The 25,610-nt window shown below is 66.9% G+C and carries 25 protein-coding genes and 3 pseudogenes; 13 read left to right on the top strand and 15 right to left on the bottom strand.

What is annotated here, in order from left to right; genetic code table 11:
* Nucleotides 1-101: 101 nt before the first annotated feature.
* A complete protein-coding gene (locus AKJ08_RS15095; RefSeq protein ID WP_050726825.1) occupies nucleotides 102-692 on the bottom strand; it encodes a TetR/AcrR family transcriptional regulator in 591 nt (196 codons plus the stop codon).
* On the opposite strand from AKJ08_RS15095, the gene AKJ08_RS15090 reads away from it, so the two are divergent.
* The gene (locus AKJ08_RS15090) at nucleotides 682-1,437 is read left to right on the top strand and encodes a glutathione S-transferase family protein (protein WP_338062167.1); all 756 of its coding nucleotides are present in this window, start codon (nucleotides 682-684) and stop codon (nucleotides 1,435-1,437) included. The two genes, AKJ08_RS15095 and AKJ08_RS15090, sit on opposite strands and share 11 nt — an antisense overlap.
* On the opposite strand, the gene AKJ08_RS15085 is transcribed toward AKJ08_RS15090, so the two are convergent.
* Complete coding sequence (locus tag AKJ08_RS15085) at nucleotides 1,434-1,934, bottom strand: winged helix-turn-helix transcriptional regulator (RefSeq protein WP_050726824.1); 501 nt, start codon at nucleotides 1,932-1,934, stop codon at nucleotides 1,434-1,436. The two genes, AKJ08_RS15090 and AKJ08_RS15085, sit on opposite strands and share 4 nt — an antisense overlap.
* 91 nt (nucleotides 1,935-2,025) lie before the next feature.
* Between AKJ08_RS15085 and AKJ08_RS15080 the strand changes: the two genes are divergently transcribed.
* Nucleotides 2,026-2,685, top strand: coding sequence for a glutathione S-transferase family protein (locus AKJ08_RS15080; RefSeq protein ID WP_050726823.1), 660 nt, complete (start codon nucleotides 2,026-2,028; stop codon nucleotides 2,683-2,685).
* 90 nt (nucleotides 2,686-2,775) lie between these two features.
* Here AKJ08_RS15080 and AKJ08_RS15075 read toward each other — a convergent pair whose 3' ends face one another.
* Nucleotides 2,776-3,468, bottom strand: a complete 693-nt coding sequence (locus tag AKJ08_RS15075) for a type 1 glutamine amidotransferase domain-containing protein (protein ID WP_050726822.1) — start codon at nucleotides 3,466-3,468, stop codon at nucleotides 2,776-2,778.
* Nucleotides 3,469-3,694: 226 nt separating this feature from the next.
* Between AKJ08_RS15075 and AKJ08_RS15070 the strand changes: the two genes are divergently transcribed.
* From AKJ08_RS15070 to AKJ08_RS15055, 4 genes are all read left to right on the top strand, one after another.
* Complete coding sequence (locus AKJ08_RS15070) at nucleotides 3,695-3,967, top strand: DUF2277 domain-containing protein (RefSeq protein WP_050726821.1); 273 nt, start codon at nucleotides 3,695-3,697, stop codon at nucleotides 3,965-3,967.
* Nucleotides 3,968-4,058: 91 nt separating this feature from the next.
* Nucleotides 4,059-4,424 (top strand): DUF2089 domain-containing protein, encoded by a 366-nt coding sequence (locus tag AKJ08_RS15065; RefSeq protein WP_050726820.1) that lies wholly within the window; start codon nucleotides 4,059-4,061, stop codon nucleotides 4,422-4,424.
* Nucleotides 4,421-5,044, top strand: a complete 624-nt coding sequence (locus tag AKJ08_RS15060; RefSeq protein ID WP_157370736.1) for an SHOCT-like domain-containing protein — start codon at nucleotides 4,421-4,423, stop codon at nucleotides 5,042-5,044. Before AKJ08_RS15065 ends, AKJ08_RS15060 begins: the two co-directional genes overlap by 4 nt.
* A gap of 79 nt (nucleotides 5,045-5,123) precedes the next feature.
* Complete coding sequence (locus tag AKJ08_RS15055) at nucleotides 5,124-6,380, top strand: alpha/beta hydrolase family protein (protein ID WP_050726818.1); 1,257 nt, start codon at nucleotides 5,124-5,126, stop codon at nucleotides 6,378-6,380.
* Nucleotides 6,381-6,459: 79 nt separating this feature from the next.
* On the opposite strand, the gene AKJ08_RS15050 is transcribed toward AKJ08_RS15055, so the two are convergent.
* The 6 genes and pseudogenes from AKJ08_RS15050 to AKJ08_RS15030 form a co-directional block, all read right to left on the bottom strand.
* Nucleotides 6,460-6,894, bottom strand: coding sequence for an RCC1 domain-containing protein (locus tag AKJ08_RS15050; protein WP_050726817.1), 435 nt, complete (start codon nucleotides 6,892-6,894; stop codon nucleotides 6,460-6,462).
* An 84-nt stretch (nucleotides 6,895-6,978) separates the two neighbouring features.
* Nucleotides 6,979-7,080, bottom strand: a pseudogene (locus AKJ08_RS20975) (hypothetical protein); the annotation flags it as partial.
* Nucleotides 7,068-8,063 (bottom strand): annotated as a pseudogene (locus AKJ08_RS20970) (RCC1 domain-containing protein); the annotation flags it as partial. The pseudogenes AKJ08_RS20975 and AKJ08_RS20970, both read right to left, overlap by 13 nt.
* Nucleotides 8,064-10,057: 1,994 nt before the next feature.
* A complete protein-coding gene (locus tag AKJ08_RS15040; protein WP_050726815.1) occupies nucleotides 10,058-10,486 on the bottom strand; it encodes a DUF1801 domain-containing protein in 429 nt (142 codons plus the stop codon).
* A 12-nt stretch (nucleotides 10,487-10,498) separates the two neighbouring features.
* Entirely contained in the window at nucleotides 10,499-10,921 is a 423-nt protein-coding gene (locus AKJ08_RS15035; protein ID WP_050726814.1) for a DoxX family protein, read from the bottom strand.
* 77 nt (nucleotides 10,922-10,998) lie between these two features.
* Nucleotides 10,999-11,328 (bottom strand): ArsR/SmtB family transcription factor, encoded by a 330-nt coding sequence (locus AKJ08_RS15030; protein WP_050726813.1) that lies wholly within the window; start codon nucleotides 11,326-11,328, stop codon nucleotides 10,999-11,001.
* Between the two features lie 50 nt (nucleotides 11,329-11,378).
* Here AKJ08_RS15030 and AKJ08_RS15025 point away from each other — a divergent pair, with 50 nt between their 5' ends.
* Nucleotides 11,379-12,236, top strand: a complete 858-nt coding sequence (locus tag AKJ08_RS15025; protein WP_157370733.1) for a phytanoyl-CoA dioxygenase family protein — start codon at nucleotides 11,379-11,381, stop codon at nucleotides 12,234-12,236.
* A 55-nt stretch (nucleotides 12,237-12,291) separates the two neighbouring features.
* Here the strand turns inward: AKJ08_RS15025 and AKJ08_RS20965 are convergent, their stop codons facing one another.
* Together AKJ08_RS20965 and AKJ08_RS19465 are read right to left on the bottom strand one after the other, a co-directional pair.
* A complete protein-coding gene (locus AKJ08_RS20965) occupies nucleotides 12,292-12,669 on the bottom strand; it encodes a c-type cytochrome (protein ID WP_082343223.1) in 378 nt (125 codons plus the stop codon).
* 1 nt (nucleotide 12,670) lies between these two features.
* On the bottom strand, nucleotides 12,671-12,832 hold the full coding sequence (locus AKJ08_RS19465; RefSeq protein WP_157370732.1) for a hypothetical protein: 162 nt from the start codon (nucleotides 12,830-12,832) through the stop codon (nucleotides 12,671-12,673).
* 25 nt (nucleotides 12,833-12,857) lie between these two features.
* Between AKJ08_RS19465 and AKJ08_RS15020 the strand changes: the two genes are divergently transcribed.
* The 4 genes from AKJ08_RS15020 to AKJ08_RS15005 all read left to right on the top strand — a co-directional run bounded on the left by AKJ08_RS15020 (nucleotide 12,858) and on the right by AKJ08_RS15005 (nucleotide 18,400).
* Nucleotides 12,858-15,269, top strand: coding sequence for an ATP-binding cassette domain-containing protein (locus AKJ08_RS15020; protein WP_050726811.1), 2,412 nt, complete (start codon nucleotides 12,858-12,860; stop codon nucleotides 15,267-15,269).
* A 59-nt stretch (nucleotides 15,270-15,328) separates the two neighbouring features.
* Complete coding sequence (locus AKJ08_RS15015) at nucleotides 15,329-16,306, top strand: alpha/beta hydrolase (RefSeq protein ID WP_050726810.1); 978 nt, start codon at nucleotides 15,329-15,331, stop codon at nucleotides 16,304-16,306.
* Nucleotides 16,307-16,374: 68 nt separating this feature from the next.
* On the top strand, nucleotides 16,375-17,862 hold the full coding sequence (locus tag AKJ08_RS15010; RefSeq protein ID WP_082343222.1) for a serine hydrolase domain-containing protein: 1,488 nt from the start codon (nucleotides 16,375-16,377) through the stop codon (nucleotides 17,860-17,862).
* 124 nt (nucleotides 17,863-17,986) lie between these two features.
* The gene (locus AKJ08_RS15005; protein ID WP_050726808.1) at nucleotides 17,987-18,400 is read left to right on the top strand and encodes a VOC family protein; all 414 of its coding nucleotides are present in this window, start codon (nucleotides 17,987-17,989) and stop codon (nucleotides 18,398-18,400) included.
* A 68-nt stretch (nucleotides 18,401-18,468) separates the two neighbouring features.
* Here the strand turns inward: AKJ08_RS15005 and AKJ08_RS15000 are convergent, their stop codons facing one another.
* Together AKJ08_RS15000 and AKJ08_RS14995 are read right to left on the bottom strand one after the other, a co-directional pair.
* The gene (locus AKJ08_RS15000) at nucleotides 18,469-18,951 is read right to left on the bottom strand and encodes a VOC family protein (RefSeq protein ID WP_050726807.1); all 483 of its coding nucleotides are present in this window, start codon (nucleotides 18,949-18,951) and stop codon (nucleotides 18,469-18,471) included.
* 64 nt (nucleotides 18,952-19,015) lie between these two features.
* Nucleotides 19,016-19,759: an IS30 family transposase gene (locus AKJ08_RS14995; protein ID WP_420806386.1), complete on the bottom strand. Its 744-nt coding sequence runs from the start codon at nucleotides 19,757-19,759 to the stop codon at nucleotides 19,016-19,018.
* A gap of 580 nt (nucleotides 19,760-20,339) precedes the next feature.
* On the opposite strand from AKJ08_RS14995, the gene AKJ08_RS14990 reads away from it, so the two are divergent.
* Together AKJ08_RS14990 and AKJ08_RS14985 are read left to right on the top strand one after the other, a co-directional pair.
* Nucleotides 20,340-22,193 (top strand): hypothetical protein, encoded by a 1,854-nt coding sequence (locus tag AKJ08_RS14990; protein ID WP_157370731.1) that lies wholly within the window; start codon nucleotides 20,340-20,342, stop codon nucleotides 22,191-22,193.
* Between the two features lie 8 nt (nucleotides 22,194-22,201).
* Nucleotides 22,202-24,073, top strand: a complete 1,872-nt coding sequence (locus AKJ08_RS14985; RefSeq protein ID WP_157370730.1) for an RCC1 domain-containing protein — start codon at nucleotides 22,202-22,204, stop codon at nucleotides 24,071-24,073.
* A 94-nt stretch (nucleotides 24,074-24,167) separates the two neighbouring features.
* On the opposite strand, the gene AKJ08_RS19460 is transcribed toward AKJ08_RS14985, so the two are convergent.
* Together AKJ08_RS19460 and AKJ08_RS14980 are read right to left on the bottom strand one after the other, a co-directional pair.
* The gene (locus AKJ08_RS19460; protein ID WP_157370729.1) at nucleotides 24,168-24,344 is read right to left on the bottom strand and encodes a hypothetical protein; all 177 of its coding nucleotides are present in this window, start codon (nucleotides 24,342-24,344) and stop codon (nucleotides 24,168-24,170) included.
* A gap of 53 nt (nucleotides 24,345-24,397) precedes the next feature.
* Nucleotides 24,398-25,556, bottom strand: a pseudogene (locus tag AKJ08_RS14980) (IS30 family transposase).
* Between the last annotated feature and the right edge of the window lie 54 nt (nucleotides 25,557-25,610).

The following is a 25,610-nucleotide window of genomic DNA, read 5'->3' as shown; positions in this document are numbered from 1 at the left end:
CGGTGTGAACGCGACCAAAGCTGCACCGACGTCGATCCGAAGAAACTCCGTTCCTTGCCTTCGAATCCAGGCGGCTCGGCTCAGCGCGGTCTGACGGATTTTCAGTCCTCGCCGATGATGGCGAGCGCCTGCGCACGGGCGGCCGCGCGGAGGTTCCTCCGCAGCTTCGGGCAGTCGGTCGTTCGCGCGAGGACCATGCCTCCGACGCAGAGGCTGATCACGAGGAGCGCCTTCCGTTCGGCGTCTGCGTCGGCGATCGGAAACGCCGCTCGAAAGGTGCCGGTCATGCCCTCGACGAGCATCGTGTACGAAGCTCGAGGCTCGAGGCCGGCGCGCGCGACGTCCGAGGGCAGGGCGACGAGCGGGCAATGGTGATCGGTGTCCGCGAGCACCTCATCGGACAGGTAGGTTTCGACGAGCAGCCGCGCGTTCTCGCGCGGCGTCCGTCGCGAATCGCCCTTCGAGGCGAGGCGACGCCGAAACGGGTTGCTCGACTTGAAGCTCTCGACGGCGGCTGCGTAGAGCTCGCTCTTGCTGGAGAAGTGCCGGTAGAACCCGCCGCGGGTGAGGCCTGCGCCCTCCATCACGGCGTCGATGGAGACTTGTTCGAAACCGTTCCGATTGAAGAGGACGCGAGCGCTCTCGACGATCCTCTCCCGCGTTCGCTGCTTGTGTGCGGCCGTGTACGGCATCTCGTCCCTCCCGAGCAGTAGCAAGCGAGAAGATGTTCTTGAACATCTATTGATGCGGGTCAAGATCGCGCTGCTCGAAAGGAGAGACCGAATGATCAAGCTCTATGCACTCCGCTGGGTTCCACCGACGATTCAAGGCCTCGTGCGCGACCTTCGCGTGCGCTGGGCGCTCGAAGAGGCGGGCATGCCGTACGAGGAGGTTCTGCTTGGCCCGGATGACCAGCGGTCAGAGGCCTACCGGAAGCTCCAGCCGTTCGGCCAGGTGCCGGCGATCGAAGACGAAGGGCTGAAGCTCTTCGAATCCGGCGCGATCGTCCTGCACTTCGCAGAGCGGTCGGAGGCGCTGATGCCGCGCGACCCCGTCGGCCGAGCGCGCATGCACGCGTGGATGTTCGCCGCGGTGAACTCGATCGAACCGGCCATCATCAACCTCGCGCAGGTCGACCTCCTGTACAAGGACGAGGAGTGGGCGAAGATCCGCCGTCCCGCGCTCGTCGACCTCGTGATGAACCGCCTGACCTCGCTGTCGACCTGGCTCGGCGATCGCGACTACCTCGAGGACCGCTTCACGGCGGGCGACCTGCTGGTGACGACGGTGCTGCGCATGCTCCGCCATACGGAGCTCGTCGCTCAGTTCCCGAACCTCGAGGCGTACCGCAAGCGGTGCGAAGCGCGGCCTGCATTCCAGAGGGCACTCGAGGCGCAGATGGCGGCGTTCGCGAAGCACGCGCCGCCTCAGCCCTAGCGAGTACGGCGCGCCATCGCCTTCTCGTAGGCGGCCTGCAGCTCGCCGAAAACCGAGCGCGCCGGACGCGGCGCGCCCAGGTGCAGGTGGCGGAGCTCGTCCATGAAGGCGTTCCAGAGCGGCGGGCCACCCGCTTCCAGCAGCTCCGCTCGCACGGACAATTCCCTGCTCGGGCGCGTGTGCCGCCGGCCCCAGGCGGCCATGTGCGCGAGCAGGGGCACGAGCTGGATGGCCGCTTCCGTGAGGCTGTAGATCCCCTTCTGCCGGTGATTCGGATCGGGACGTCGCGTGAGTAGACCGGAGGCGGTCAGGCGCTTCAGCCGGTCTGCGAGGATGTTCGAGGCGATGCCTTCTTCACTCTGCGCGAGCAGCTCCCCGTAGGTGCGCCGGTTCCCGAACATGAGGTCGCGGATCACGATCAGGCTCCAGCGGTCGCCGAGCTGTTCGAGCGTCAGGTTGATCGGACAGCCAGAGCGCCCCTTCTGCGGCACGGTCATTCTCCCGAGATCTCCACTTGCAGCACGCAACTGGTGGAAGTAGGCTTCACCTACTTTCAAATTGCAAGTGGTCGGAACAAGGAAGCTCGCGATGTCGCTCGTTCTCTACGGTCACCCCTTCTCCTCGTACACGCAGAAAGTGCTCATCGCGCTGTACGAGAACGGCACGCCCTTCGAGTTCCGCTGCCTCGGGCCGGATACGCCGCAGCACTCCGCCGAGTGGTTGCGGCGCTGGCCGCTGCGCAAGTTTCCGCTGTTGGTCGACGGCGAGCGCAACGTCGTCGAGACCAGCATCATCATCGAGCATTTGCAGCTCGCGCATCCCGGTCCCGTGCGCCTGCTGCCCACCGACCCGACGGCTGCGCTGGAGGTGCGTTTCCTCGATCGCTTCTTCGACCTGCACGTGATGAACATGACGCAGTACGCGGTCGACGGCGCGCTGAGCGGTGATCCGGTGAAGCGCCGGGATGGCCAGGCGTTCGCCGACACGAAGCTGGAGCTCGCCTATGCTTGGCTCGACAAGCAGCTCGCTGGCAGGACCTGGGCGTCCGGGGCGGACTTCACGCTTGCCGACTGCGCAGCAGCGCCCTCTCTGTTCTACGCGGACTGGACGCACCGGATCGCCGAGGCTTTTCCGACGCTGCGCGCCTACCGCGCGCGGTTGCTCGCCCGCCCATCCTTCGCCCGCGCGGTGGAGGAGGCGCGGCAGTATCGGCCGCTCTTTCCCCTGGGAGCGCCGGACCGGGATTGAAGCTCCACGCTCTCCGGGGGGCCGCGACGGTGCTCGGAGCGGACTCCGAGAAGGGGCGTTCGTCGCGGTCATTTTTGGAGCGCGCGACGCCTACTTGAGCACCTCGAGGAGTTTCCTCGCCAGAGGCGCGGCGGACGCGGGGTTCTGCCCGGTGTAGAGGTTGCGGTCTACGACCGTGTAGGGCTTCCAGATCTCGCCGCGGGTGAACTTGACGCCCATCTTTTTGAGCTCGTCCTCCACCAGGAAACGGGCCTTGGAAGCGAGTCCGACGGCCTCCTCTTCGTCGTTGGTGTACGCTGTGACCTCGTACCCGGCGAAGGGCGATTCGCCCTTTATCCGGGTAGCCATCATCGCAACCGGCGCATGGCAGACGACCGCAAGCGGCTTGCCCGACGCGAGGGCAGCGGTCAGCAGTCGGCCCGAGTCGGCGTTGACGCTGAGGTCCTCCATCGGACCGTGGCCGCCGGGATAGTAAACGGCGTCGTAGTCCTCCAGGCGGGCAGTCGCCAGGTCGATGGGCCGTCGCAGCTCCTCGGCCGATCGGATGACTCCCTCCAATTCCAGCGCCGTCTTCTCACCGCCGGCCATCGAGGGTCGCAGGCTCATCAAATCCACGTACGGCACGACACCGCCGGGGGTGGACACCACGATCGAGTGGCCGGCTTTGGTGAACGTGCTGTAGGGGGCCGCAAACTCTTCCGCCCAGTAGCCGGTCGGGTGCCTGGTGCCGTCCTTCAGCGTCCAGTAGCTCGCTCCGGTGACCACGAACAGGATCCTGGCCATTCGAACACGCCTCCTCGTTCGCGGCCCAGGTCTGGGCAAACCTCGAACGAATCGAGTCTCCAAGGCTTACGGTCAAACATGATCGTGGCGCCTGCAACGAAGGCCGCCGCACTCTTGCTCCGGACTGCGGCGGGCCATGGTGCGGCCTGCTGCAGTCCGAGCGACTGGTCGGCGTGGGGCGGCTGGCCGGGGGCGATCGTGATACCGAATGGCTCAGGGAGGTCCCATGTGCCGCAACATCAAGACGCTCTTCAACTTCGACCCGCCTGCGACGGACGACGAGATCCGGGCGGCGTCCTTGCAGTTCGTGCGCAAGCTGAGCGGATTCCAGGCGCCGTCTCGAGCCAACGAGGCCGCGTTCTCTAGCGCGGTGGACGAGATCACCGCGTGCGCCCACCGGCTGCTCGAGTCGCTCTCCACCTCGGCGGCGCCGCGCGACCGCGACGCCTTCGCCAGCAAGGCCCGCGAGCGAGCACGGGTCCGCTACTCCCGCGAATGAGCGTTGCGCCTGCGGTCGTTTCTTGACCTGTGGGTAAATTTTATTGAGCTGCGGCTTTGCTTTATTGAGCGGATGATCCATATTCGCCCGCATGTCCCGCCTGCCCACTTCCTGTCCCGCCTGCGAAGGACCCCTCGTGGCGACCCGCCTCGCCTGTTCGGTCTGCGACATGCAGCTCGAAGGGCGCTTCGAGTTTCCTGAGCTGCTGCGCCTCGGCCGGGACGACCTCGATTTCGTCCTGGCCTTCGTCCGATCCTCCGGGAGCCTCAAGGAGATGGGGAAGCATCTCGGGCAGAGCTACCCGACGGTTCGCAACCGGCTGAACGAGATCATCGCGAAGCTCTCGGCTCCCGCCCTCGACCGGGACGCCGCGCGCCGCGAGATCCTCGACGCGATCGCGGCCGGAACGATGAGCGTGAAAGAGGGCGCCAAGCGCCTCGAGGAGATCGATTCGTGAACGCACCTCGCCTTCGCATCTTGGAGATGCTCGCCGCCGGGCAGATCAATCCCACCGAAGCCGAGCAGCTCCTCGAGGCGATTCGCGCGCCGAGGGGCTCGGTGTGGACCTGGCTCTTTCGCCCGATCGAGCGCCTCGAGACCGGCGTCGCCCTGGGTGCGGCCTCGGTTGGCGCGGGGCTCCAGCTCCTCGTCGCCCGCCTCCTCGAGATACGCTTCGACGGCGTCCTCGACATTCACCTCGCCAAGCCGCCGGTTACGTGGTCCGTCGCGCTCGTCGATCTCGCCCTCGGCTGGCCGCTCACCGCGCTCGTGTTCGTCGCCGCCGCCCGGCTCTTCGCCCGGCAGGTCAGGATCGTCGACGCACTTGCTCTCGTCGGGATCGCCCGGATCCCGCTGGTCGCAGCCGGCGCCCTGGTGGGCGCCCTCCACGGTGCCAGCCGCGGCGCGGACTCAGCGGCGAACCTGGGGACGCTCGTCCTATTCGCGTGGTCCGTGGCGCTCCTTGTCACGGGGCTGGGCGCCGCGTCCGGCCTCCGTGGCGGAAAGCTGGCGCTCGCGGTCATCGCCGCGATCGCCGTCGCCGAGGCGATCGCCAAGGGGCTCCTCGTCGCCCTCTGATCGGCCCGCCGCCGCCCCCATCCCTCATTTACTCCAGGTGTCGGCTACTTCACGCCGGCACCCTCGACACGAGGCACGCATGCGCAAATTGCTCCTCTTCTTGTTGGTTTTCTCCGTCGTAGGATGTGGCAGTCCCGCCGTCGGGCCCGATCTCCCGACCGATCAGGAGCCCGGGGAGGAGCCTGGTGAGGACCCTGGTGAGGACCCTGGCGAGGACCCTGGCGAGGACCCTGGCGAGGACCCTGGCGAGGACCCTGGCGAGGACCCTGGCGAGGACCCTGGGCAGGAGCCCGAGCCGTGCGCCCGATACCAGGAGCGGATCGACGGTGCCTGCAGCGACGTGACGCCGATCGGCCTCGAGAGCCGTGAACTCTCCTTCGTCCGGGACGGATACGAGCTGCGCGGAACCCTCGTCCTGCCCGTAACCGAGGGCAGCTACCTCCCTCCCGTCTTCGTCCTCGCACACGGATCGGGCCCGAACGATCGTGACGAGACGGCGAGCGCGAACCTCGGCTACCACTACGGCCAGGACATCCCCACGTTCCGCCTCCTTGCCGAGGGGCTGGCGAAGGCGGGCGCTGCGGTGTTCCGCTTCGACAAGCGGACCTGCTTCCGGGAGAACAGCGATGGACGCTGCCCCACGTCCTACAGGGATTATCCGGGTTTTCTGGACGACATCCTCGTGGATGACTTCGTCGAGGACCTGCGCGCCGCGGTGCGCACCGTCGCCGACCTGCATGAGCTGGTCGACGGCAAAGACATCACCGTGATCGGTCACAGCGAGGGCGCCAACTTCGTCCCCCAGGTGGCCGACGAGCCTGGCGTGGTCGCGGGAGTCCAGCTCGCGGGGGCCTCCCTGCCCATCGACCAGGTCGCGCCGGAGCAGCTCCGCGCTTTCGCCGACGACCTGGAGACCTACGGGGAACGGTACGCCGCGGACGTCGCGGCGCTGCGGGCGCGGGCGGACGAGTACGAGTTGGCGCTGTCGCAGATCCGAGCCGGGACCTACCCTTCGGATTCGTTCGACGGGGCGCCGGTCCGTTACTGGAAGAACTGGATGGATCGTACCGACCATCTCCAGGAGGAGTTTCTGGCCATGTCGAAGCCCATCCTCCTCTTGAACGGCGATCGGGACTACAACGTGGTTCCCTCGCACCTCGAGCGCTTTCGCTCCTGGGGGGCGGCACACGCGACCTGCAAGATTGTCCCCAACGTCACCCACTCATTCGTGCAGCTGACGAGCAACGCCTCCGACATCAAGGAGCTGTTCTCGAAGCGCGCGCTCGACATGATCATGGTGTGGCACCGAAGCCTCTCGTTCTCCGAGGGCAGCTGAAGACGCAATCTTGGAGCCGAGCGTCGACCAGCGGGACGGTGACCCGTTGGTCGACGGAGGTGTCGGTCGGCGCGCCCGCTCAGTTGCGCGCATTCCAAGGCGGCGCCTCCTGATCGAAGTTGCTTCCCCAGCAGAAGAGCTGCCCGTCGACGCGGACGCCGCAGGTGTCGTACCGGTTCACGCTAAGGGTGGAGAAGCGAGTGGAGGCAGGCAGGGGACTCTGGCCAAAGAAATTGTCGCCCCAACAGCTCAACGTTTCATCCGTGCGGATGCCACAGTTGAAGTCATAGCCGGCATGAACGCTCTTGAATGTATCCGCGCTCTGCTGCCGGGTCCCCCTGCCCCAGCAGGTCGCGTGACCGTCGACTCGAATGCCGCAGGTCTTGCCATAACCCGCGCTCACGCTCGTGAAGGAGTCGGCGCTCGGACCCGCTGGCGCCTGTCCGTAGTCGTTTTTTCCCCAGCAGAGCACCTTCCCATCTACGCGGACGCCACAGGTGTGCTCGTCGCCCACGCTGACGCTCGTGAAGGAGTCGACGCTCGGCCCTGCGGGCGCCCGCCCGTCGGGGTTCCAGCCCCAGCACACCACTTTCCCGTCGGTCCGCAGGCCGCAGTTGTGGGCACCGTTCGCGCTGATGCTCGAGAAGGTCTCGGTGCTTGGCCCCGGGGGGCTCGCCCTTCGTCTTCCTTGCCCCAGCACACGACCTTCCCATCCGGGCGAAGGCCGCACGTATGGGAAACGCCTGAATGGACCGATGAGAAGGTGTCGGTGGAGGGGGTGGGGGGCGCCTCGCCGTAGTTGTTCCGACCCCAGCAGACGACCTTCCCGTCTGGGCGCACGCCGCAGGCGTGGCTCGAGCCCAAATCGACGCTCGCGAAGCGCTCCAAATGCGTCCGCGGAGGCGCCTGGCCCCAGACGTTCATCCCCCAGCACTCCACCTTTCCGTCGGTTCGCACGCCGCAGGTGTGCGCCTCGCCGGCGGCGATGCTGACGAACGTGGCCTCGGTTGGCGCGGTGGGAGCGACGCTGCGCACTGCGCCCCAGCAGACGATCTTTCCGTCGGTGCGGATGCCGCAGGTGTGCCAGCGGCCGACGGCGAGGCTCGTAAACGTGTCCGTGCTGGGCCCCGGAGGCGCCGCCCCTTCGGAGTTGTCGCCCCAGCAGATGACCTTGCCGTCCACGCGCAGCGCGCACGTGTAGGTCAAGCCGGTGCTCACGCTCGTGAAGGAATCCTGGCTGGGCTCCGCCGGGGCCTGGCCGTTGGTGTTGTTCCCCCAGCAGAACACCCGGCCGTCGGTGCGGACCGCGCAAGTGTGGCGCAAGCCCGTGCTCACGCTCATGAACGAGTCGATGGAAGGATCGCTGGGCACGAAGTCACTGTCGCCCCAGCACACCAACTTCCCGTCGACCCGGATGCCGCAGGTGTGGCGTTCGCCCGCGGACACGCTCGTGAACGAGTCCTCCGTGGGCTCCGTCGGCGCCTGGCCCAAGAAGTTCGTGCCAAAGCAGATCACCTTCCCGTCGATGCGGATGCCGCACGTGTGGCCGTTGCCCGTGCTGACGGTGGTGAACGATTCGGAGCCTGACGTGCTCTGAGCTTCGCCGGAGCCCGCGGAACCCCAGCAGACCACGCGGCTGTCGTCGCGGAGGCCGCAGGTATGCGAAGCGGTGGCGCTGACCATGATGAAGTTGTGGGCGGTCGCCCATCCCGGCCGCGAGAAGCCCGCGAGGCCCTCGCCCTCGAACCGCGCTCGGTAATAGCGGGCTTCACCGGCAGCGGGGTCCAGGTCGAGAGACGGCGTGAACTCGAGCCCGGGCAGGTCGGTGTAGTCCGCGTCCGCGTTCCCGCTGGAGCGCTGCCAGAACGTCCGGTACACGGAGCCCGCCTTGCGCACTCCGGTGGAGGGGGCGGACGGCGGACCCGCCACCGTCACCCCGAACGCACGGACTCGATACGCCGATGGCGCTGGTGGCGTCACGGTGACGGCGGGCGAGTTGGCGATCGAGACCTCGACGAAGCCCCGCACTCTGTCCGCTTGGGCGATCGAGGTCGCTTCGACCTTCCCCTTCGGCGCCTCGACGTCCAAGAACGCGGTCTCGTCTCCGACGTCGACCCAGTCCCCGCCGTCCCGCTGGATCTCGTACCCGAGGAGCGAGGGTGCCGACCGAGCTCCCGGGGCTCGGTTCGACTCGGCCGCCACACTCTCCAGCGCCATGGCGACGACCTGGTATTGGTGCGTCGCGCCCGGATGGGCAACGGCGGCCTGCCAGTGGAGCTCGACGCCGTCGATGGTCGTTCCGGAGCTCGCCTCCAGCGCAGCGGGCGCATCGAACCGGCCAGACGCCGCTTCGGTGTCCTCGAGGTCGGTGGCGGTCTCGGGCAGCGACGCGATCGCGACGCCGTCACGATAGACGCGATGCCCGGTGATCTCAGGGATGTTCCTTCGTGCGTGCGCCGGCTCGGACGTGCGCTCACCGAGGATGGTCTGGCCGCGGATCTCGTAGGAATGGGCGGCGACGGGGGACGCATGCGCCAGCGTCCAACGCAGGAGGACCGAGCCTTCCCCCTCTTCGAGGGAGAGCGATGGTGGCTCGATCCCCACGGGGTTCGCGGTGCGGTCTTCGAACGAGGTCTGCGTCTCGTCGAGGTCCGCGAGGACCGCCCCGTCTCGCCAGAGCGACCATCCGGTGATGGTCGGCGCCAGGCGCGCTCCGGACAACGGTTCCGACGAGGACGAGACCGCGGCGGAGAGCGCCTCCACCCGGTAGCGGTGGATGGGCCCGGGCGCCGCATCTGACGCCGCCCAGGTCAGGCGGATCGCGTCCACGGATGGCTCCACCGTGAGGATGGTGACGTCCGGTTCCCTGCCCGGGGTTGAGGCGTCGTCATCATATTGCATGGCGGATTCCGGCAAGCGCGCGAGCTCGGCTCCGTCGCGCTCCACCCGATAGCCCTCGATCGCCGGGGCCGCCCGGTGCCCGAGCACGCGCTCCGACTTCGCGTGCCCTCGTACATCGTAGTTGGCGACGATCTCGTACCCGTGGTCGGCACCTGCGCGCGGGGCGGGAGCGCTCCACGTGAGGTGGATCGTGTCGGCGCGTGAGACGACGGCGGCGTCCGTCAGCGCATCCAGCGAGCCGGGCGAGGCGGACGCATCGTCGAAGTTTCTCACGTCGCCGCCGAGCGCTACGAGCTCCTCGCCGTCGCGCAGGACGACGATTCGGTCAGGCGCGGCGCCGCTCGGAAGCTCCCAGGAGAGCGCTACGCTGCCGGGGAGGTCCTGGCTCGCTACGAGCCGTTCCGGCGCACCGACGGAACCGCCGCCACCCCCACCTCCGCCATCTCCACCACCGCTACCACCGCTGCCACCGCTACCGGAGCTTCCACCGCTGCCAGCGCTTCCACCGCTGCCAGCGCTTCCACCGCTGCCGGAGCTTCCGCAGCCGAACGTCAACACGATGGTGGCGAGCAGTGCGGTCGACACGCGGAGCCAAGGCCTTCCGGCGATGTACTCCGGCGTGGGCTCCGACAGACAGATCCTTGCGACTCGCTCATGGCGAAAACAACGGTTCACGTGACCCCTCCAGGACGACTACCGCTGGGCGGGGATCCATGTCACAAGGGGTAGACGGCGCACCACAAGAACTTCCGAGTCCGCCCTGAACGGCGATGAAGCTACTCGTCGCGCTTGCGGCTCGCTCGCTGGGCCTTCGGCTTGCTCTTGCTCATCAGATTGAGCGCCACCGCAGCGCGGATGAGGTCCTTCAAGGCCGCATCATCGATCTTGTCGCCCTCGTGGATGTCGATGGCGCGCCTGACGTTCCCTTCGAGGCTGGAGTTGAAGAGACCCGATGGGTCCGCCAACGAAGCTCCCTTGGCAAACGTCATCTTGACGGCGTTCTTGTACGTCTCGCCCGTGCAGACGATGCCGCCGTGGGACCAGACGGGAGTCCCCATCCACTTCAGCTCCTCGACGATCTCGGGGTCCGCCTCGTGGATGATTTTGCGCACCCTCGCGAGCGTCTCCCCGCGCCAGTCGTCGAGTGCCTGGATCTTGTCGTCGATCAGCGCGGAGGCAGATTCCACCGGGTTGGGCGTTTTCATGTACGGCTCCGATCAGGCGGTCGCGCGCGTAGCCTGCCGGCGATGCCAGAAGAAGTACGAGAGCCCCCAGAGAACGAAGGTGCCGGCCGCCCAGATCCACGCTTCCACGCCATCGCCCATCGCGAAGTGGGCGATGAGCGCCGAGGCGAGGGTGAAGGCGAAGCCGGCGTAGGCCCATTCCTTCAGCCGCGCAGGCACCGGCGCGAGCACCACGACCACGCCGAGGAACTTGGCCCACGAGAGCATCTCCCGGAAGTAGTCGGGGAAGCCGAGGTGGGTGAACATCTCCGCCACCTGCGGCAGGCTCAGCTGGGCGTAGGCGGTGAAGCCCATCTGCAGACAGAAGAGCGCGGTGGCGATCCAATACGCGATGGTCGTGGCTTTGGGGGTGGCCTTCGCTGCTCCGAGGGCCGGCTTCTGCAGGGTCGATTCCATCAGGTGTTTCCTTCTACGCTTCAACGCTTGGGAGGTTCATCGGGGGATGACGGGGCGCCAGGACGACGGCATCACGGCTACTCGTCGGTCTTCCCGGGGGCCTGTTCCATCCGATCGAGATGGCGTTCGAGGGCATCGACGTGGGCTTCCCAGAAGCGCCGGAACGGAGCGAGCCAGGCGTCGACCTCCATGAGCGGCTCGGGCCGGATCCGATAGACGCGCCGCTGGGCATCGACGCGCGCCTCTACGAAGCCTGCCTCGCGCAGCACGCGGAGGTGCTTGGAGACCGAGGTTTGAGGCATCTGTAGCTGGCGCTCGATCTCGCCGACGGACCGCTCGGACGACGCCAGCAGGCCGAGGATGGCTCGGCGGTTCGGCTCCGCGATGATCGCGAACGAAGTTTCCATGCCTATGTATGTACCTCAGTAGGTATATGACCGTCAAGTCACGTGGGCCAATGGGCGACGCCCGCTCTCCGTTCGCGCTTAAGCTGGAACGACAAGGAGCAAACCCGGTGTCTCGCCATCCCTCACTATCCGCAGCGCAGGTCGAGCAGTTCGTTCTCGACGGCTACCTCCGGGTGGACGACGCTTTTCCTCGTGACCTCGCTGATACCTGCCGGCGGCTGTTGTGGTCGGCCGCGGGATGCGCCGAGGACGCCCCGTCCACGTGGACGCGTCCGGTCGTGCGCATCGGCGAGATTCCGAATCCGCTCTTTCGTGAAGCGGCCAACACGCCGGCGCTATGCGCCGCCTACGACGCGCTCGTAGGTCCAGAGCGCTGGGTACCTCGGGGCAGCCTCGGATCGTTCCCGATCCGCTTCCCGTCGCCAGACGATCCGGGCGACTGCGGCTGGCATATCGACGCGAGCTTCGGGTGGGAGGACGAGCCCGACTTCCTGAAGTGGCGCGTTAACGTCGCCTCGAAGGGGCGCGCGCTCCTCATGCTCTTCCTGTTCTCCGACGTTGGCGAGAGCGACGCCCCGACCCGCATTCGTGTCGGCTCGCACTTCGACATCGCACGGCGGCTCGCCCCAAACGGACGGGACGGCATGACGATCGCCGAGCTCGCAAGCACGGGGTTCTCGGAGTCGTCGAGTCGCCCCGAGACCCTCGCGACGGGTGCTGCCGGTACGGTGTACCTATGCCATCCCTTTCTCGTCCACTCCGCGCAGCCTCATCGCGGTCGCGTGCCTCGGTTCCTCGCTCAACCGGCGTTGTTGCCCCGCGTTCCGTTGGACCCGATGCGGACCGACGGGAATGCGTCGCCGGTCGAGCGCGCGATTCGGATCGCCCTGGAAACCTGCGGCACCTAGTTCCGGGCGCGGGCCACGGCGGCGAGCGGATCGTGTTCGAAGGAAGGCGAACCGATCACTCGGGAAAGCCGCAGCGGATCCAGAGGAGGATCCGCTCGCGTTCCTCGTCCCTGAGCGTAACGCGCGAGCCTCGCGGCGGCATCGAGCACGAGAGGAGCTCGTCTCGGATGGAGTCCCACCACATCGCCACGTGAAGGTAGTCGTCGAGCGGCCACCCTCCACCGGGCTTTCCGGAGTGACAGACGACGCATCGCGCTTGGAAAATTGGCTGCACGTCGGCGTAGCCAGGGCCAGGCTCCGGGCACTCCGTCACGGGAACGGCTTCGCAAACCGGATCCGGTGGTCCACCACCGCTTCCGTCGAGTGGCTCTCCGCCGCACCCGGCACAGGCTGCGAGGCACAGCGCCAAGCAGATGGCGGACAAGCACCTCATCTCAGTACCTCACCCAGATCTCGTCGTCGGCCTTCAGCGACTGGAGCATGGTCACTCCGTCCGTCTGCCCGATCAACTCGGCCGTCGTGGGATTGGTGCTGTAGGCGGCGTCGCCCCGCCGCGAGTTTCGAGGTCTCGGCCGCCTCCATGGGTTGACGGTCAAAGGATCGTTGGGAAATATCCGTCCGGTGCGTTCATCTTCTAAGGGCAAGGCCTCCTCCACGCAGCACCCCGCGGACAGCCACGACCTGATCCGCGTCCAGGGCGCCCGCGAGAACAACCTCAAGGACGTCAGCGTCGAGATCCCCAAGCGGCGGCTGACCGTGTTCACCGGTGTCTCGGGATCGGGCAAGTCGTCGCTGGTGTTCGGCACGATCGCCGCCGAGTCGCAGCGGCTGATCAACGAGACCTACAGCGCGTTCGTGCAGGGCTTCATGCCGACCCAGGCGCGGCCCGAGGTCGACATGCTGGAAGGGCTGACCACCGCGATCATCGTCGACCAGGAGCGGATGGGCGCCAGCTCCCGCTCGACGTTCGGCACCGCCACGGACGCCAACGCGATGCTGCGGGTGCTGTGGAGCCGCCTCGGCAAGCCGCACATCGGCCCGTCCAACGCCTTCTCCTTCAACGTCCCGACGGTGCACGGGGCCGGGGCGATCACCGTCGAGAAGGGATCGGGCAAGAAGACGGAGAAGCGCACCTTCACCCAGGCCGGCGGCATGTGCCCGCGATGCGAGGGCATGGGATCGGTCACCGACTTCGACCTGTCCCAGCTCTACGACGACGGCAAGTCGCTCAACGAGGGTGCGCTCACCGTCCCCGGCTACAGCATGGATGGCTGGTACGGGCGCATCTATCGCGGATGCGGGTTCTTCGACCCTGACAAGCCGATCCGCAAGTACACCAAGAGAGAGGTCCACGATCTGCTCCACAAGGAGCCGACCAAGATCAAGGTCGACAACATCAACCTCACCTACGAGGGGTTGATCCCGCGGATCCAGAAGTCCTACCTGGCCAAGGACGTCGACGCGATGCAGCCGCATATCCGCGCGTTCGTCGAGCGGGCGGTGACCTTCACCACCTGTCCCGACTGCGCCGGCACCCGGCTCAACGAGGCCGCCCGGTCCTCCAAGATCCAGGGGATCAACATCGCGGACGCCTGCGCAATGCAGATCAACGATCTGGCCGAGTGGCTGCGCGGCCTCGACGAGCCCTCCGTCGCGCCGCTGCTGGCGGCGCTTCGGGAGACGCTCGATTCGTTCGTGGAGATCGGCCTGGGCTACCTCAGCCTCGACCGGCCTTCCGGTACGCTGTCGGGAGGTGAGGCCCAGCGCACGAAAATGATCGGCCACCTCGGGTCGTCGCTCACCGACGTGACCTACGTCTTCGACGAGCCGACGGTCGGGCTGCATCCCCACGACATCCAGCGCATGAACGAGCTGCTGCTGCGCCTGCGCGACAAGGGCAACACCGTCCTTGTCGTCGAGCACAAGCCGGAGATGATCGCGATCGCCGACCACGTCGTCGACCTCGGACCGGGCGCCGGAACCGCCGGCGGCGAGGTGGTCTTCACGGGCACCGTCGATGGGCTGCGGGAAAGCGGCACGCTCACGGGGCGTCACCTGAGCGATCGGGCCAGCCTGAAGTCGAAGGTGCGGAAGCCGTCGGGTGTGCTGAAGGTGCGCGGTGCCAGCACCCACAACCTGCAGAACGTCGACGTCGAAATCCCACTCGGCGTGCTGGTCGTGGTCACAGGCGTGGCCGGGTCGGGAAAGAGCTCGCTGATCCACGGCTCGGTGAGCGGCAGGGAAGGGGTGGTGACGGTCGACCAGTCCCCGATCCGTGGCTCGCGGCGGAGCAACCCGGCGACCTACACCGATCTGCTCGAGCCGATCCGCAAAGCGTTCGCGAAGGCCAACGGCGTGAAGCCCGCCTTGTTCAGCGCCAACTCCGAGGGCGCGTGCCCGACCTGCAACGGCGCCGGCGTGATCTACACCGACCTCGGGATGATGGCCGGCGTCACAACGGTCTGCGAGGAGTGCGAGGGCCGGAGGTTCCAGGCTTCGGTCCTCGACTACCGATTCGGCGGGCTCAACATCGCCGAGGTGCTCGACCTGTCGGTCGACGACGCGGTCCGCTTCTTCGGCGCCGGCGAGGCGCGTACGCCAGCCGCGCACGCCATCCTGCAGCGCATGGCCGACGTGGGCCTCGGCTACGTGCGGCTCGGCCAGCCGCTCACGACGCTGTCGGGCGGCGAGCGGCAGCGTCTCAAGCTCGCGACGCACATGGGCGCCGATGGCGGCGTCTACGTGCTCGACGAGCCGACCACCGGGCTGCACCTGGCCGACCTCGAGCAGCTGCTCGGGCTGCTGGATCGGCTGGTCGACTCGGGGAAGTCGGTCATCGTGATCGAGCACCACCAGTCGGTGATGGCGCACGCCGACTGGCTCATCGACCTCGGCCCGGGCGCGGGCCACGACGGCGGGCGGATCGTGTTCGAAGGCACGCCGGCCGACCTGGTGGCGGCGAGGTCGACGCTGACCGGCGAGCACCTGGCGGCATTCATTGGCAGCCGTGCGAAGGCGGCTCGCGCTCGCTGAGCGAGTCCACGCTTCCTACATGTCGGCGCCGCAGCGATTTCTGGTGATTGGGGGACCGAATGACGAATCCAGGTGCCGTTTCTCCGAAGTCCGATCCGGCTCGACCGACAACCGGCGCCACGAGTGCCAGGCCCGGTCGCCGAAAGCGGTGGCTCGCGGCTGCCGCGCTCGTCCTTCTGGCAGCGGGACTCTACTTCTGGCCCGCGCGAAGGAACTTCCACGGCAAGCTGGACGATCTCGACGTGCGCCTGGATGTGCCCTACGTCTCGGCGAGCTCCGACCCGAAGCAGCAGCTCGACCTGTACCTGCCGCGTGAAACGAAGCCGTTCCCCATGGTGGTATTCGTCCACGGCGGATACTGGTCGGCGCAGGATCGGCGGTGGCTCCAGCCGGTGCTCGGCACGTACGGCAACGTCGGAGCCGCCCTTGCGCACCGGGGGATCGGAGCCGCCATCGTCGGGTACCGGCAATTCCCCCAAGTGCAGCGCGGCGACGACTCCCTCGACGACATCGCGCGCGCCATACGATTCGTCGCGCAAAGCGCTGCAAAGCTCGGCGCCGATCCTCTGCGGATCTTCGTCATGGGGCATTCGGCGGGAGGCCACCTGGCCTCCTTGCTCGCGATGGACCCGCGCATTCTCCAGCGGAACGACGTTGCTCCGGGGACGGTGGCGGGCGTCATCAGCGTCGATGGGATCTTCGACCTGCGGGCGTCGCTTCGTTACCTCAAGGCGGATCAAGTGAAAGTGATGAGCACGCTCTTCGGCCCGGACGACGCTGCGCTTGCCGAGCACTCCACGATCCACCACCTGGGATCCGATCACCCGCCCATCTTGTTCGTCGACAGCACGGACGACGAAGAGATCTGCCGCGAGGGCTTTCGCGCTCTACGCGAGCTCGCCCAGCGCGACGCCAATGCGGAGTTCGTCGAGCTCGACGGCCTCGGCCACAACGAGATCATCATCCGAGCCGGCATGAGTGACGACCCCATCACGACCGTAGTCGCGCGCTTCGTTGCCGAAGGGCGGGGCAGGTAGCGCGTCTCGAATCCGAGCTTTTGCTCACGCGGCAGTTTGCTATCGTCCGCACCCTCTTGGGAGGGGACATGAACCTACGACGCCTGTCGATTCTCGCTGCGATGCTGCTCAGCGCCTGCGCGACTACTGCGCCCAACGAATTGGTGCAGGGTGGGCAGGGCGGGACAGACGAACAGGGCGGGCAGGGTGGTCAGGGCGGGCAGGAGGCGCCCGCGTTCACCGAGGCTCAGGCGGCGGCACTCCGGCAGCGAGTCGAGAGCTTCGTGACCGCCCAGGGCTACCCGAACCTGGCGATCGGCGTCGTCATCGGGGGCGAGCTCGTTTGGCGGGCGGGCTTCGGCGAGGGCACGAAAATTGGCAAGGCGCCGGACGAGAACACCTTCTTCCGGGCCGGCTCGGTCACGAAGCTGGTCACCTCGACGGCCCTCCTCGCCCTTGCCGACGAGGGGAAGCTCGTCCTCGACGACGAAGCTGCCGTCTGGCTTCCCGAGGTGGCCGCGGTACTCTCGCCGAGCGGCAAGCCCGCCGTCACCCTGCGGCACTTGATCAGCCACGCCTCGGGCCTTCCTCGGAACGGCAACGACAGCCTCGATTGGACGCGGCCGGACGCGAAGATCACTGAGGCGGATGTGCTGGCTGCGCTCGGCGGAGTCGAGCTGCTGTTCGACCCCGGCACGCGCCGTTCCTATTCGAACATCGGCGTGGCGCTGGCAGGTCTCGTCGTCTCGAGAGCCAGCGGCATGAGCTACCGCTCGTTCGTACAGGAGCGCGTGCTCGACCCTCTCGGGATGCGCGATTCGGTCTGGGACGTGCCCAGCGAGAGACTCGCGCCCGGGTTCCAGCCGTCGCACTTCGGCGGCTACGAGCGCGCCAATGGGACCTGGCGGATGGGCGCCATGGAGCCCGCCGGCGGTCTCTTCACTACAGTGGGGGATCTCGCTCGCTTCGCATCGCACGGGCTCGGCCACGCTTCGGTGCTCCAGGCCGACACGCTGGCTGCGAGCCAGACCGCGGACGCGACCGGCTACGGCCTGGGTTGGATCGTCACCCAGGAGCCGAAGGTTGGAACGGTCGTCTGGCACAACGGCTCGACCTCCGACTACGGCGCCTACCTCGGCCTGCTGCCGGAGCACGACTGCGCCGTCGTGATCCTGACCGGCACAGGATCCCTTGGCGATGTGGAGGAGATTCAGAGCCTGGGCGTGTCGACCCTCGCCTTGCTGGTCGACCCTGAGACCGACGTCGTTCCGAGGATGAGCACGACGCCGGCGGCTGCGGTCGAGACCGTTGGCCAGCGTCTACTCCTCCTCACGTCCGCGCCTACCGAAGCCCTCGTCGAAGAAGCGTTCACCTGGAAGGACGGGCTCCTGCCATTCTTCGAATCCGTAGCCAAGACCTTCGGAGATTGCTGGTCGTACAAGACGGTCGAGGATCGCGGACTCGGCTCGTTCCTCCTCCGTCTCGGCTGCGCGAACGGCGAGCTCCTGGTCGATGTGCTGGCGGAGACGTCCGCGCCCTACCGTATGGGTGGAATCCTGGTCAATCCGGCAAACTAGTCTTCGGGGGCTCGTCCGCGGCGGCGATCGCTTTTTTGAGCGGCTCACCGATGATTCCGGCCGCCATCGACAGTCCAACGAGCGTCCAACTGTACGGGGCTTCGAGCTCCGGAGGGAGTCCACAATGGCAATCAAGACCGCGATCCCGTACCTGAACGCCAACGGCAAGGCCGACGAGGCCATCCCCTTCTACGAGAAGGCGCTCGGCGCGAAGGTGACCACGCTCATGCGGTTCGGCGACGCGATGCCCGACTGTCCTGCTGCGCTCAAGAACCAGGTGATGCATGCCGCCCTCCAGGTCGGCGATGCCACCATCTTCCTGAGCGACGGCGCGCCCGACGGGGCGAAGGCCCAGCCCGGTGGCACGGTCGACGTGGCCCTCGATTTCGACGACGCCGCGCAGGCCCGCGGGAGCTTCGACGGACTGTCGAAGGGGGGCACCATCGTACAGCCGCTGGGGGACGCGCCGTGGGGCGGGCTCTTCGGCGCGCTCCAGGATCGCTTCGGCATCGACTGGATGTTCACCTCGAGGAGCTGACCGAGGCGTTCTGCCGGGCGACGCGGTTCGTTCCGCGTCCCCGGCCCTGGTCGGGAGAAGTTCCGGCGCTACGCCGCCGCGTAGGCCTCCTCGAGCGCGGCGACGTCGAACTTCGTCATCTTCATCATCGCGGTGACGACCGCATGGACCTTCGCGGGATTCGGATCGCCGACCAGCTCCACGAACCGCCTCGGGATGATCTGCCACGAGAGGCCGAACGGATCGGTGATCCAGCCGCACTTCGACGGCTTGCCGCCGGCGCGAACGATCTTCTCCCAGTATTCGTCGACCTCGCGCTGATCCTCGCACGAGACGAAAAGCGAGAACCCTTCGGTGAAGCGGAAGTGCGGTCTGCCGTTGAATCCCATGAAGCGTTGGCCCCCGACGATGAACTCGGCTGAGGTGACGGGTCCGTCCACACACGCGCGGGACATCGATCGGACCTCGGAGCCCGGAAAGGTCGCGGTATAGAACTCGACGGCGGCCTCGAGCTGATCGTTGAACATCAGAAACGGCGTCACCTTGTTGGTCGCAGATTCCTTCTTGGCCATCGTTCACTCGGCGGCCTCAAGTGGTCGACGCAACGAATGTGCTGAATACCTCACCAGGCGTCCTCTAGTCGAGCGTCTGCCTCGGCCGGCCGTTTAGTTGATCTGCCACCGTATTGAGTTCTCGTCGGGTGTACGCGCTGAGGTCCTCGCCCTTGGGGAAGTACTGGCGGAGAAGCCCATTGGTGTTTTCGTTGCTGCCTCGCTGCCAGGGGCTGTGTGGGTCGCAGAAGTAGACGGAGACGTTGGTCTCGACGGAGAAGCGAGTGTGCTGAGCCATCTCCTTCCCCTGGTCCCATGTGATCGAGCGCCGGAGGTGCTCCGGGAGGCGTCGGACTTCGGCGACGAGCGCCTTGCGGACATCCTCAGCGGTCCTCCCGTTCGGCAGGGGGAGCAACACCACGAATCGGCTCTTGCGCTCGACCAGCGTGCCGATCGCCGACTTGCCGTTCTTCCCGATGATCAGGTCGCCTTCCCGGTGGCCAGGCACAGCGCGGTCTTCGGCTTCTGCCGGCTGCTCGCTGATCATCACCATGTCGTTGGTCTTGCCATGGAGGTCGGTGCGCTTCTCCGGTCGCCGCCGGGTCCGCCCCGTCCGAAGGCAGGTAGCGAGTTCCTTCCGCAGCGCACCGCGGGCCTGCACGAATAGGGAGCTGTAGATGGTCTCGTGTGACACGCGGAGCTCAGGGTCGTTGGGGTGGTCGACCTTCAGCCTCGCAGCTATTTGCTGCGGCGACCACCGCTGGCGCAGGCCGCCCTCGACCTCCTGCCGAAGCCGTGCGTTCGCCGCTTGAGACTTCCTCGCGTTCAGCCATCGAGAGTCTTGCCTCCGAGCGCATCGGAGCCCGAATCGCGATGCCGCCCATCTAGCGGAGAAGGCGCTGGACTGAATTCACGGAGCACCCGACCGCCGCCGCGGCCACAGCGAGCGATTCTCCGCTACGGAACCGGCGCTGGAGCTCCAGGTGATCTTCGATGGTCAGCCGACTTGCCTTGCTACGAGCCCACATTCCTCGGCACCTCTCAGGCGAAGAGTGCCACAAACGCACGCCGTGGTGCGTTCACCGCTTGAGACCGCCATCTATTCAGGCAAACGTCGGGTTGCGGGAGTGATTAGCGGAAGAAGTGGGTCGGCGAGGATGTCGGAAGGCCGGTAGGCGTCGCCCCTCGCTCTCTAGGCGACGACGAAGACGGAACGAGATCGAATCGGACTGCGGAGCTCGCCAACTTCGGCATTTCTTTGACCGATTGGATCCGTGCTGTAGGGTGCGAACCGTTTTCGACCAAACACGGACCGTGCCATGACCTTTCAGCTGCCGCGTCTTCCGAGTTTCCTCTCGCATGGGTGGGCCGCACTGGCGGTGCTCGCCGCGTCGGGCTGCGGATCGGATATGTCTCCCGCGGAACTCGAGCCGGCGAAGGCGCCCACCGAGCTCGTGGCGACGGAGAACCGACCCGACGCCGTTCACCTCGAGTGGAAGGCGCCAACGGGTGCCCGGGCGATCTCGATCGAGCGGGATGGCGTGGAGATCGCGCGGTTCTCGGGCGCGGCGGAGTCCTACGATGACGTCGAGGCGGAGGCCGGGACGGCGTCCGCACCAGAGGTAGGGGCGACGGAGAACCGCGAGGACGCGGTCCTTGTTTCGTGGCCTGCCGCGCGGGTGGCGCCGGGCGCCGAGCATCGCTACGCCGCGATCGCGCATTTTGATCACGGAAGGAGCGCGAGGTCGACGGACGCGACGGGCAGGCGCGGCTCCCCCGGCGTCGTCGCGGTCGAGCTGGTGCGCGATGGTGCTCTTCTGGCTGAGCTCTCTGGGGTCGAGCTCGCGTACCTCGACGAGGATGCGAGCCCCGGCACGATCGATCCGCCGATGCTATCGGTGGCTGAGTCCCCCCTGGCGGTCTCTCTGACCTGGCAGGCGCCAGAAGCGCGTGCCGGCGTCACCCACTCCTATTCGGTTTTCGTCGTTCTCGCGGACGGACGTCGCGTCTCAGCGGCCGCGGTGACTGGCCGACGAGCCGCCCCGAGGATCGACAACTTCGGGATCCTTCGAGACGGTGAAGCGGGCCCTCGGCTGGATCCGTCGACCAGGACGTTCGATGACTTCGACGCACACGCCGCGGAGCTGTCCGAGACCCCTTTCCTTGCGGGACAGGGGACCAGCGCACACGGGGTCGAGCTATCGTGGGGGGTACCCCTCGTAACGCTCAGGCCTCATACGTACGAGATCGTGGCAGCCCTCGACGATGGGAGCTCGATCTCGTCGAATGCGGTGCAGGGCGCTCGCGCAGCACCGGTGATCACGGAATACAGGCTGACTCCGTTGGCGGGGACCGCGATCTCGTTCGCCCCGACTACGAGGTCCTTCACGGACACGACCGCCGCGCCGGGGACGCTCGAAACGGGGTCGCTCCAGGCGAGCCTGGACCAGCAGGCGTTCGTCCGTCTCTCGTGGACGGAGCCGGCGGCGACCCGGGGACCCGACTCGCACTACTCGTTGACCGAGGTATTCGAGTCGGGAGGAGAGCGAATCTCCTTCGCGACGGGTCACCGCGGCCCCCCTGGCCTCGCGCGTTTCGAGGTCTATCGGGACGGGGCGGCGATCGACCTCGCCGTCTCCTCCGCCGCGCGGTCGTTCGACGACGCCGGCGCGACGGCGCCGAACGCGATCGCAGCCACCGACCTTGCGGCGTTCAGTTCGGCCACCTCCGTCGCCTTGTCCTGGTTCTTGGGAGACAAGGCCCAAGGCACTGCACACACTTACGAAGTCGTCGCCGTGGCAAGCGATGGGCAGGACGGCTCCCCTATTTGGGCGGTCGGGAATCGAAGCATGCCCTTGATCCGCACTGCGGTCCTGCGGGATGGCGTGGAGATCCTGGTCGACCCCGCGCTGCCCGTCGTCGATACCAACGTCGAGCGCGGCACGGTGGAGGCGCCCTCGATCGCGGCCTCGCAGGATCGGCTCCGTGACGTGCGGCTCGACTGGACCGATCCGGTGATCACACCGTCTCGCCGGTACAATTACGAGGTCGTCTCGACCTACGCCGACGGTTCGACCGCCACCTCGGTTTCCATCGAAGCGGGCGCAGCGGACCCCATTCTCATCGACCTTCAAATCCATCGCGACGACGAGCCCTATTGGTTCGCTTATGGAGCGGGAAGCCTGGACATCCCGTCGGCGGGGGGACAACGTCGGTTGCCCTCTCCGCGTCGGACGGAACGGTCGACGAGGGTGTCGACTTGAGTTGGGTCGTGAACTCGGTACCCGGACGCGCTTTTCAGTTCAAGATCCTCGCTGAGTACCTGCAAGACGGGCTCATGACCACGCCGTTCTCCCCGGAGGTGACGGGCCGCACGGCGGCGCCGCAGCCAACAGGGTTCAATCTCTTTCGAACCGGCGCGCCGCTCGCTTCGCTCGGGCCTTCCGCACGCGCCTTCGCCGACAGAAGTGTGCCTCGGGTCGTCAGCCCGCCGAGGATCACGTCTTTGACGTACGAGCGGCCGGAGGGCGTCCTTCTCACCTGGAGCGTCCCGGATCCGAGCTCGAATCCTGGCGCCTACCGCGTCGAGATGCCGATGGACGACGGATCCGTCGCCTACTCTCAGGAAGCAATTGGGGCTCGGGCTCCGCTGGTGCTCGAGGGCTACCGAGTGATACGAGACGGTATCGCGATCGAAACCGTTTCGAGCTCGACTCAAGTATTCGACGATACCTCCGCCACGTTCGGACCCGGGTACGTGTACTCAGTCAGTGCCACGGAGGGCACGCGCACCGACGGGGTCGAGCTGAGCTGGAGTTCATTCGAACCGCGGGGCACGTACCATGAATATGCGATCGAGTCCGTCTACGCTTCCGGAGATTCGGCACGAAGTGCCTCAGGAACCGGCGCCCGGGGCCTAGCGACGGTGATCGACTTCGAGATCGAACGGGATGGAGCCGGCTGGGAGTCGGTTGGAACCGAGTTGAGCCACGTGGACGCCGGCGCTCCCGGCGGAACCGTCACCGTCGATTCCACCGTGGAGGTCGACCCGATCCTTTCGTTCGTACAGCTCGGGTTTTCGGCGACATCGTCTGCGCCTCCCTCGGCCACCTACCGGGTGCGGGCTCTCTACGACTACGCCCAGCCCACCGTTTCTGACCCCGTCACGGGCAGGCGAGGGGGGGCGGGGGTCGCGGCCTTCCAATGGCAGCGTTCGGTCGCCGATGCCGACGGCGGTTACGTCGACATTCCCGGGGCGACCGGTTCATACTTTCAAGTCCTCGATGCTCCGGTCGATCAGGGGCGATACTACCGCCTTCTCACCACCGTCGATTCGCGAGCGTACGGCTCCACGAGTCCCCGGCGGGTGGTCGTGCCTGGATTCAAAGACGTCGTCGCGGGCGCGGGATACTCCTGCGGAGTCCAGACGGGCGGCGCGCTCGTTTGCTTCGGCTCGGACCTGAGCGGACTCCTCCAGCCTCCGGCGGGTTCCTACAAGGAAGTGGGCCTGTCCTACGCCAACGGCTGTGGCGTCAAGTCCGATGGCTCGATCATCTGCTGGGGCGACAATCAAATTGGCTTGGCTCCGACTGCCCCGTTCCCGGGGCCCTTCGCCTCGGTCTCCATGGGCACCAACGTCTCCTGTGGAATCGACGCCAACGATGGTGGCCTCCTCTGCTGGGGCGAGGCCGGCCTGACGTCGGCGCCTGCCGGCGCGTTCACGCAAGTGAGCTCCAGGGGGCCTAATGTCTGCGCCCTGGATTCGACCGGCGCGGCGACCTGTTGGGGAAGCTCTCCATGGCAAATGACAGGTTTGTACCAGCAAATCGCACTCGGTTTGGATTTCGCCTGCGGGCTCGACCTTGCTGGCGAAATCGAGTGTGAGGGCGCGCTGACCACTACCGATGTACCCGCCGGGTCATACGTGTTCATCGACGCAGGAGACAGACATGCGTGCGGTGTCCGCTTGGACGGGACGGCAGCGTGCTGGGGCGATTCCAGGGGCGGGACCCCGCCGCCGAATTCGACCTTTGCCCGGGTGAGCGCGGGAGTTCTTCATAGCTGCGGCGTGCGAACCGACGGGAAGCTCGATTGCTGGGGACTCGACTTCTACGGTGAGGCACCGCACCAGCCCGCGCCATAGCATGGGAGGCTTCGGTCTCCCGCCACGTCTCGTCGCGGCGCACGGGAATGGTCGCGATCGCCAGGCGCCCCCGATGAAGAAGGCCTCTGCAGGCTCAGCGCGAGAGGATCAACGTCTGGCCTTGGCAGCCGAGGAGGAGCAGCTCCTCGGTGGGAAGCATGACCAGGCCGCCGCCGACGCTGTCGGTCCACCTCATGTCGCCGGAAGGCGATCGCTCCAAGAGGCGCCAGCCGCTGGTCCAGAAGACGTGACCCGCCTTGGAGGTCTCCATAGAAACTCCGTACGTGGCGAGCCCGTCGTTGGTCTCGCGATTTGGCGGCGGTCTCAAGCGATCGACGCAACGAATGTGCTGAATACCTCACCCGGCGTCCTCCAGTCGAGCGTCTGTCTTGGGCGTCCGTTTAGTTGAGCTGCCACCGTATTGAGTTCTCGTCGGGTGTACGTACTGAGGTCCTTGCCCTTGGGGAAGTACTGGCGGAGTAGCCCGTTGGTGTTTTCGTTGCTGCCCCGCTGCCAGGGGCTGTGCGGGTCGCAGAAGTAGACGGAGACGTTGGTCTCGACGGAGAAGCGAGCGTGCTGAGCCATCTCCTTCCCCTGGTCCCACGTGATCGAGCGCCGGAGGCACTCTGGGAGGCGCCGAACCTCGGCGACGAGCGCCTTGCGGACCTCCTCCGCGGTCCTCCCGTTCGGCAAGGGGAACAGCACTACGAATCGGCTCTTGCGCTCGACCAACGTACCGATCGCCGATTTGCTGTCCTTCCCTATGATCAGGTCGCCTTCCCAGTGCCCAGGCACCGCGCGGTCATCGGCTTCTGCCGGTCGTTCGCTGATCATCACCATGTCGCTGATTTTGCCCTTGAGGTCGGTGCGCTTGCCCGGGTGCCGCCGGGTTCGTCCTGTCCGAAGGCACGTGGCGAGTTCATTCCGGAGAGCCCCGCGGGCCTGCACGAAAAGGGAGATGTAGATGGTCTCGTGTGACACGCGAAGCTCGGGGGCCTTGGGGTGGTCGACCTTCAGCATCGCAGCAATTTGCTGCGGCGACCACCGCTGGCGCAGGCCGTCCTCCACCGCCTGGCGAAGCAGGGCGTTTTCCACGAGCTTGAAGGGCTTGGGCCGACGGGCACGCTGGCGCGCCCCTTTCTCGGCTAGGTGCGCCCGGTACGCCTCACGCCCTCCAGCCGCCCGGACCTCGCGCGATACCGTCGAGGGCGCGCGCCCGATCCTCGTGGCAATCTTCCTGAACGACTCGCCGGCTTGGATGCCGCGGGAGACCTCCGCGCGTTCGACCACGGAGGGCCTTGCCTCCGAACGCGTGGGGCGCGAGGGGCCAAGCCGCCCGTCTTGCGGAGTAGGCGCTGGACCGATTTCGCCGAGCATCCGACCGCCGCCGCCGGACAGCGAGCGAATCTCCACTCCGGAACCGGCGCTGGAGCTCTAGGTGATCGTCGATGGTCAGCCGACTTGCCTTGCTACGAGCCCACATTCCTCGGCACCTCTCAGACGGAGGGTGCCACAGACGCACCTCGTGGTGCGTTCA

Source organism: Vulgatibacter incomptus (assembly GCF_001263175.1).
GTDB classification, from domain to species: domain Bacteria; phylum Myxococcota; class Myxococcia; order Myxococcales; family Vulgatibacteraceae; genus Vulgatibacter; species Vulgatibacter incomptus.
This window is presented reverse-complemented; position numbering and strand designations above follow the sequence as displayed.

What these genes read in the sequence shown, in the direction of transcription:
- AKJ08_RS15095 (WP_050726825.1), bottom strand. Translation starts at nt 692, where the DNA reads ATGCCGTACACGGCCGCACACAAGCAGCGAACGCGGGAGAGGATCGTC.
- AKJ08_RS15085 (WP_050726824.1), bottom strand. Translation starts at nt 1,934, where the DNA reads ATGACCGTGCCGCAGAAGGGGCGCTCTGGCTGTCCGATCAACCTGACG.
- AKJ08_RS15080 (WP_050726823.1), top strand. Translation starts at nt 2,026, where the DNA reads ATGTCGCTCGTTCTCTACGGTCACCCCTTCTCCTCGTACACGCAGAAA.
- AKJ08_RS15075 (WP_050726822.1), bottom strand. Translation starts at nt 3,468, where the DNA reads ATGGCCAGGATCCTGTTCGTGGTCACCGGAGCGAGCTACTGGACGCTG.
- AKJ08_RS15070 (WP_050726821.1), top strand. Translation starts at nt 3,695, where the DNA reads ATGTGCCGCAACATCAAGACGCTCTTCAACTTCGACCCGCCTGCGACG.
- AKJ08_RS15065 (WP_050726820.1), top strand. Translation starts at nt 4,059, where the DNA reads ATGTCCCGCCTGCCCACTTCCTGTCCCGCCTGCGAAGGACCCCTCGTG.
- AKJ08_RS15055 (WP_050726818.1), top strand. Translation starts at nt 5,124, where the DNA reads ATGCGCAAATTGCTCCTCTTCTTGTTGGTTTTCTCCGTCGTAGGATGT.
- AKJ08_RS15040 (WP_050726815.1), bottom strand. Translation starts at nt 10,486, where the DNA reads ATGAAAACGCCCAACCCGGTGGAATCTGCCTCCGCGCTGATCGACGAC.
- AKJ08_RS15035 (WP_050726814.1), bottom strand. Translation starts at nt 10,921, where the DNA reads ATGGAATCGACCCTGCAGAAGCCGGCCCTCGGAGCAGCGAAGGCCACC.
- AKJ08_RS15030 (WP_050726813.1), bottom strand. Translation starts at nt 11,328, where the DNA reads ATGGAAACTTCGTTCGCGATCATCGCGGAGCCGAACCGCCGAGCCATC.
- AKJ08_RS15025 (WP_157370733.1), top strand. Translation starts at nt 11,379, where the DNA reads ATGGGCGACGCCCGCTCTCCGTTCGCGCTTAAGCTGGAACGACAAGGA.
- AKJ08_RS20965 (WP_082343223.1), bottom strand. Translation starts at nt 12,669, where the DNA reads ATGAGGTGCTTGTCCGCCATCTGCTTGGCGCTGTGCCTCGCAGCCTGT.
- AKJ08_RS15015 (WP_050726810.1), top strand. Translation starts at nt 15,329, where the DNA reads ATGACGAATCCAGGTGCCGTTTCTCCGAAGTCCGATCCGGCTCGACCG.
- AKJ08_RS15010 (WP_082343222.1), top strand. Translation starts at nt 16,375, where the DNA reads ATGAACCTACGACGCCTGTCGATTCTCGCTGCGATGCTGCTCAGCGCC.
- AKJ08_RS15005 (WP_050726808.1), top strand. Translation starts at nt 17,987, where the DNA reads ATGGCAATCAAGACCGCGATCCCGTACCTGAACGCCAACGGCAAGGCC.
- AKJ08_RS15000 (WP_050726807.1), bottom strand. Translation starts at nt 18,951, where the DNA reads ATGGCCAAGAAGGAATCTGCGACCAACAAGGTGACGCCGTTTCTGATG.
- AKJ08_RS14990 (WP_157370731.1), top strand. Translation starts at nt 20,340, where the DNA reads ATGTCTCCCGCGGAACTCGAGCCGGCGAAGGCGCCCACCGAGCTCGTG.
- AKJ08_RS19460 (WP_157370729.1), bottom strand. Translation starts at nt 24,344, where the DNA reads ATGGAGACCTCCAAGGCGGGTCACGTCTTCTGGACCAGCGGCTGGCGC.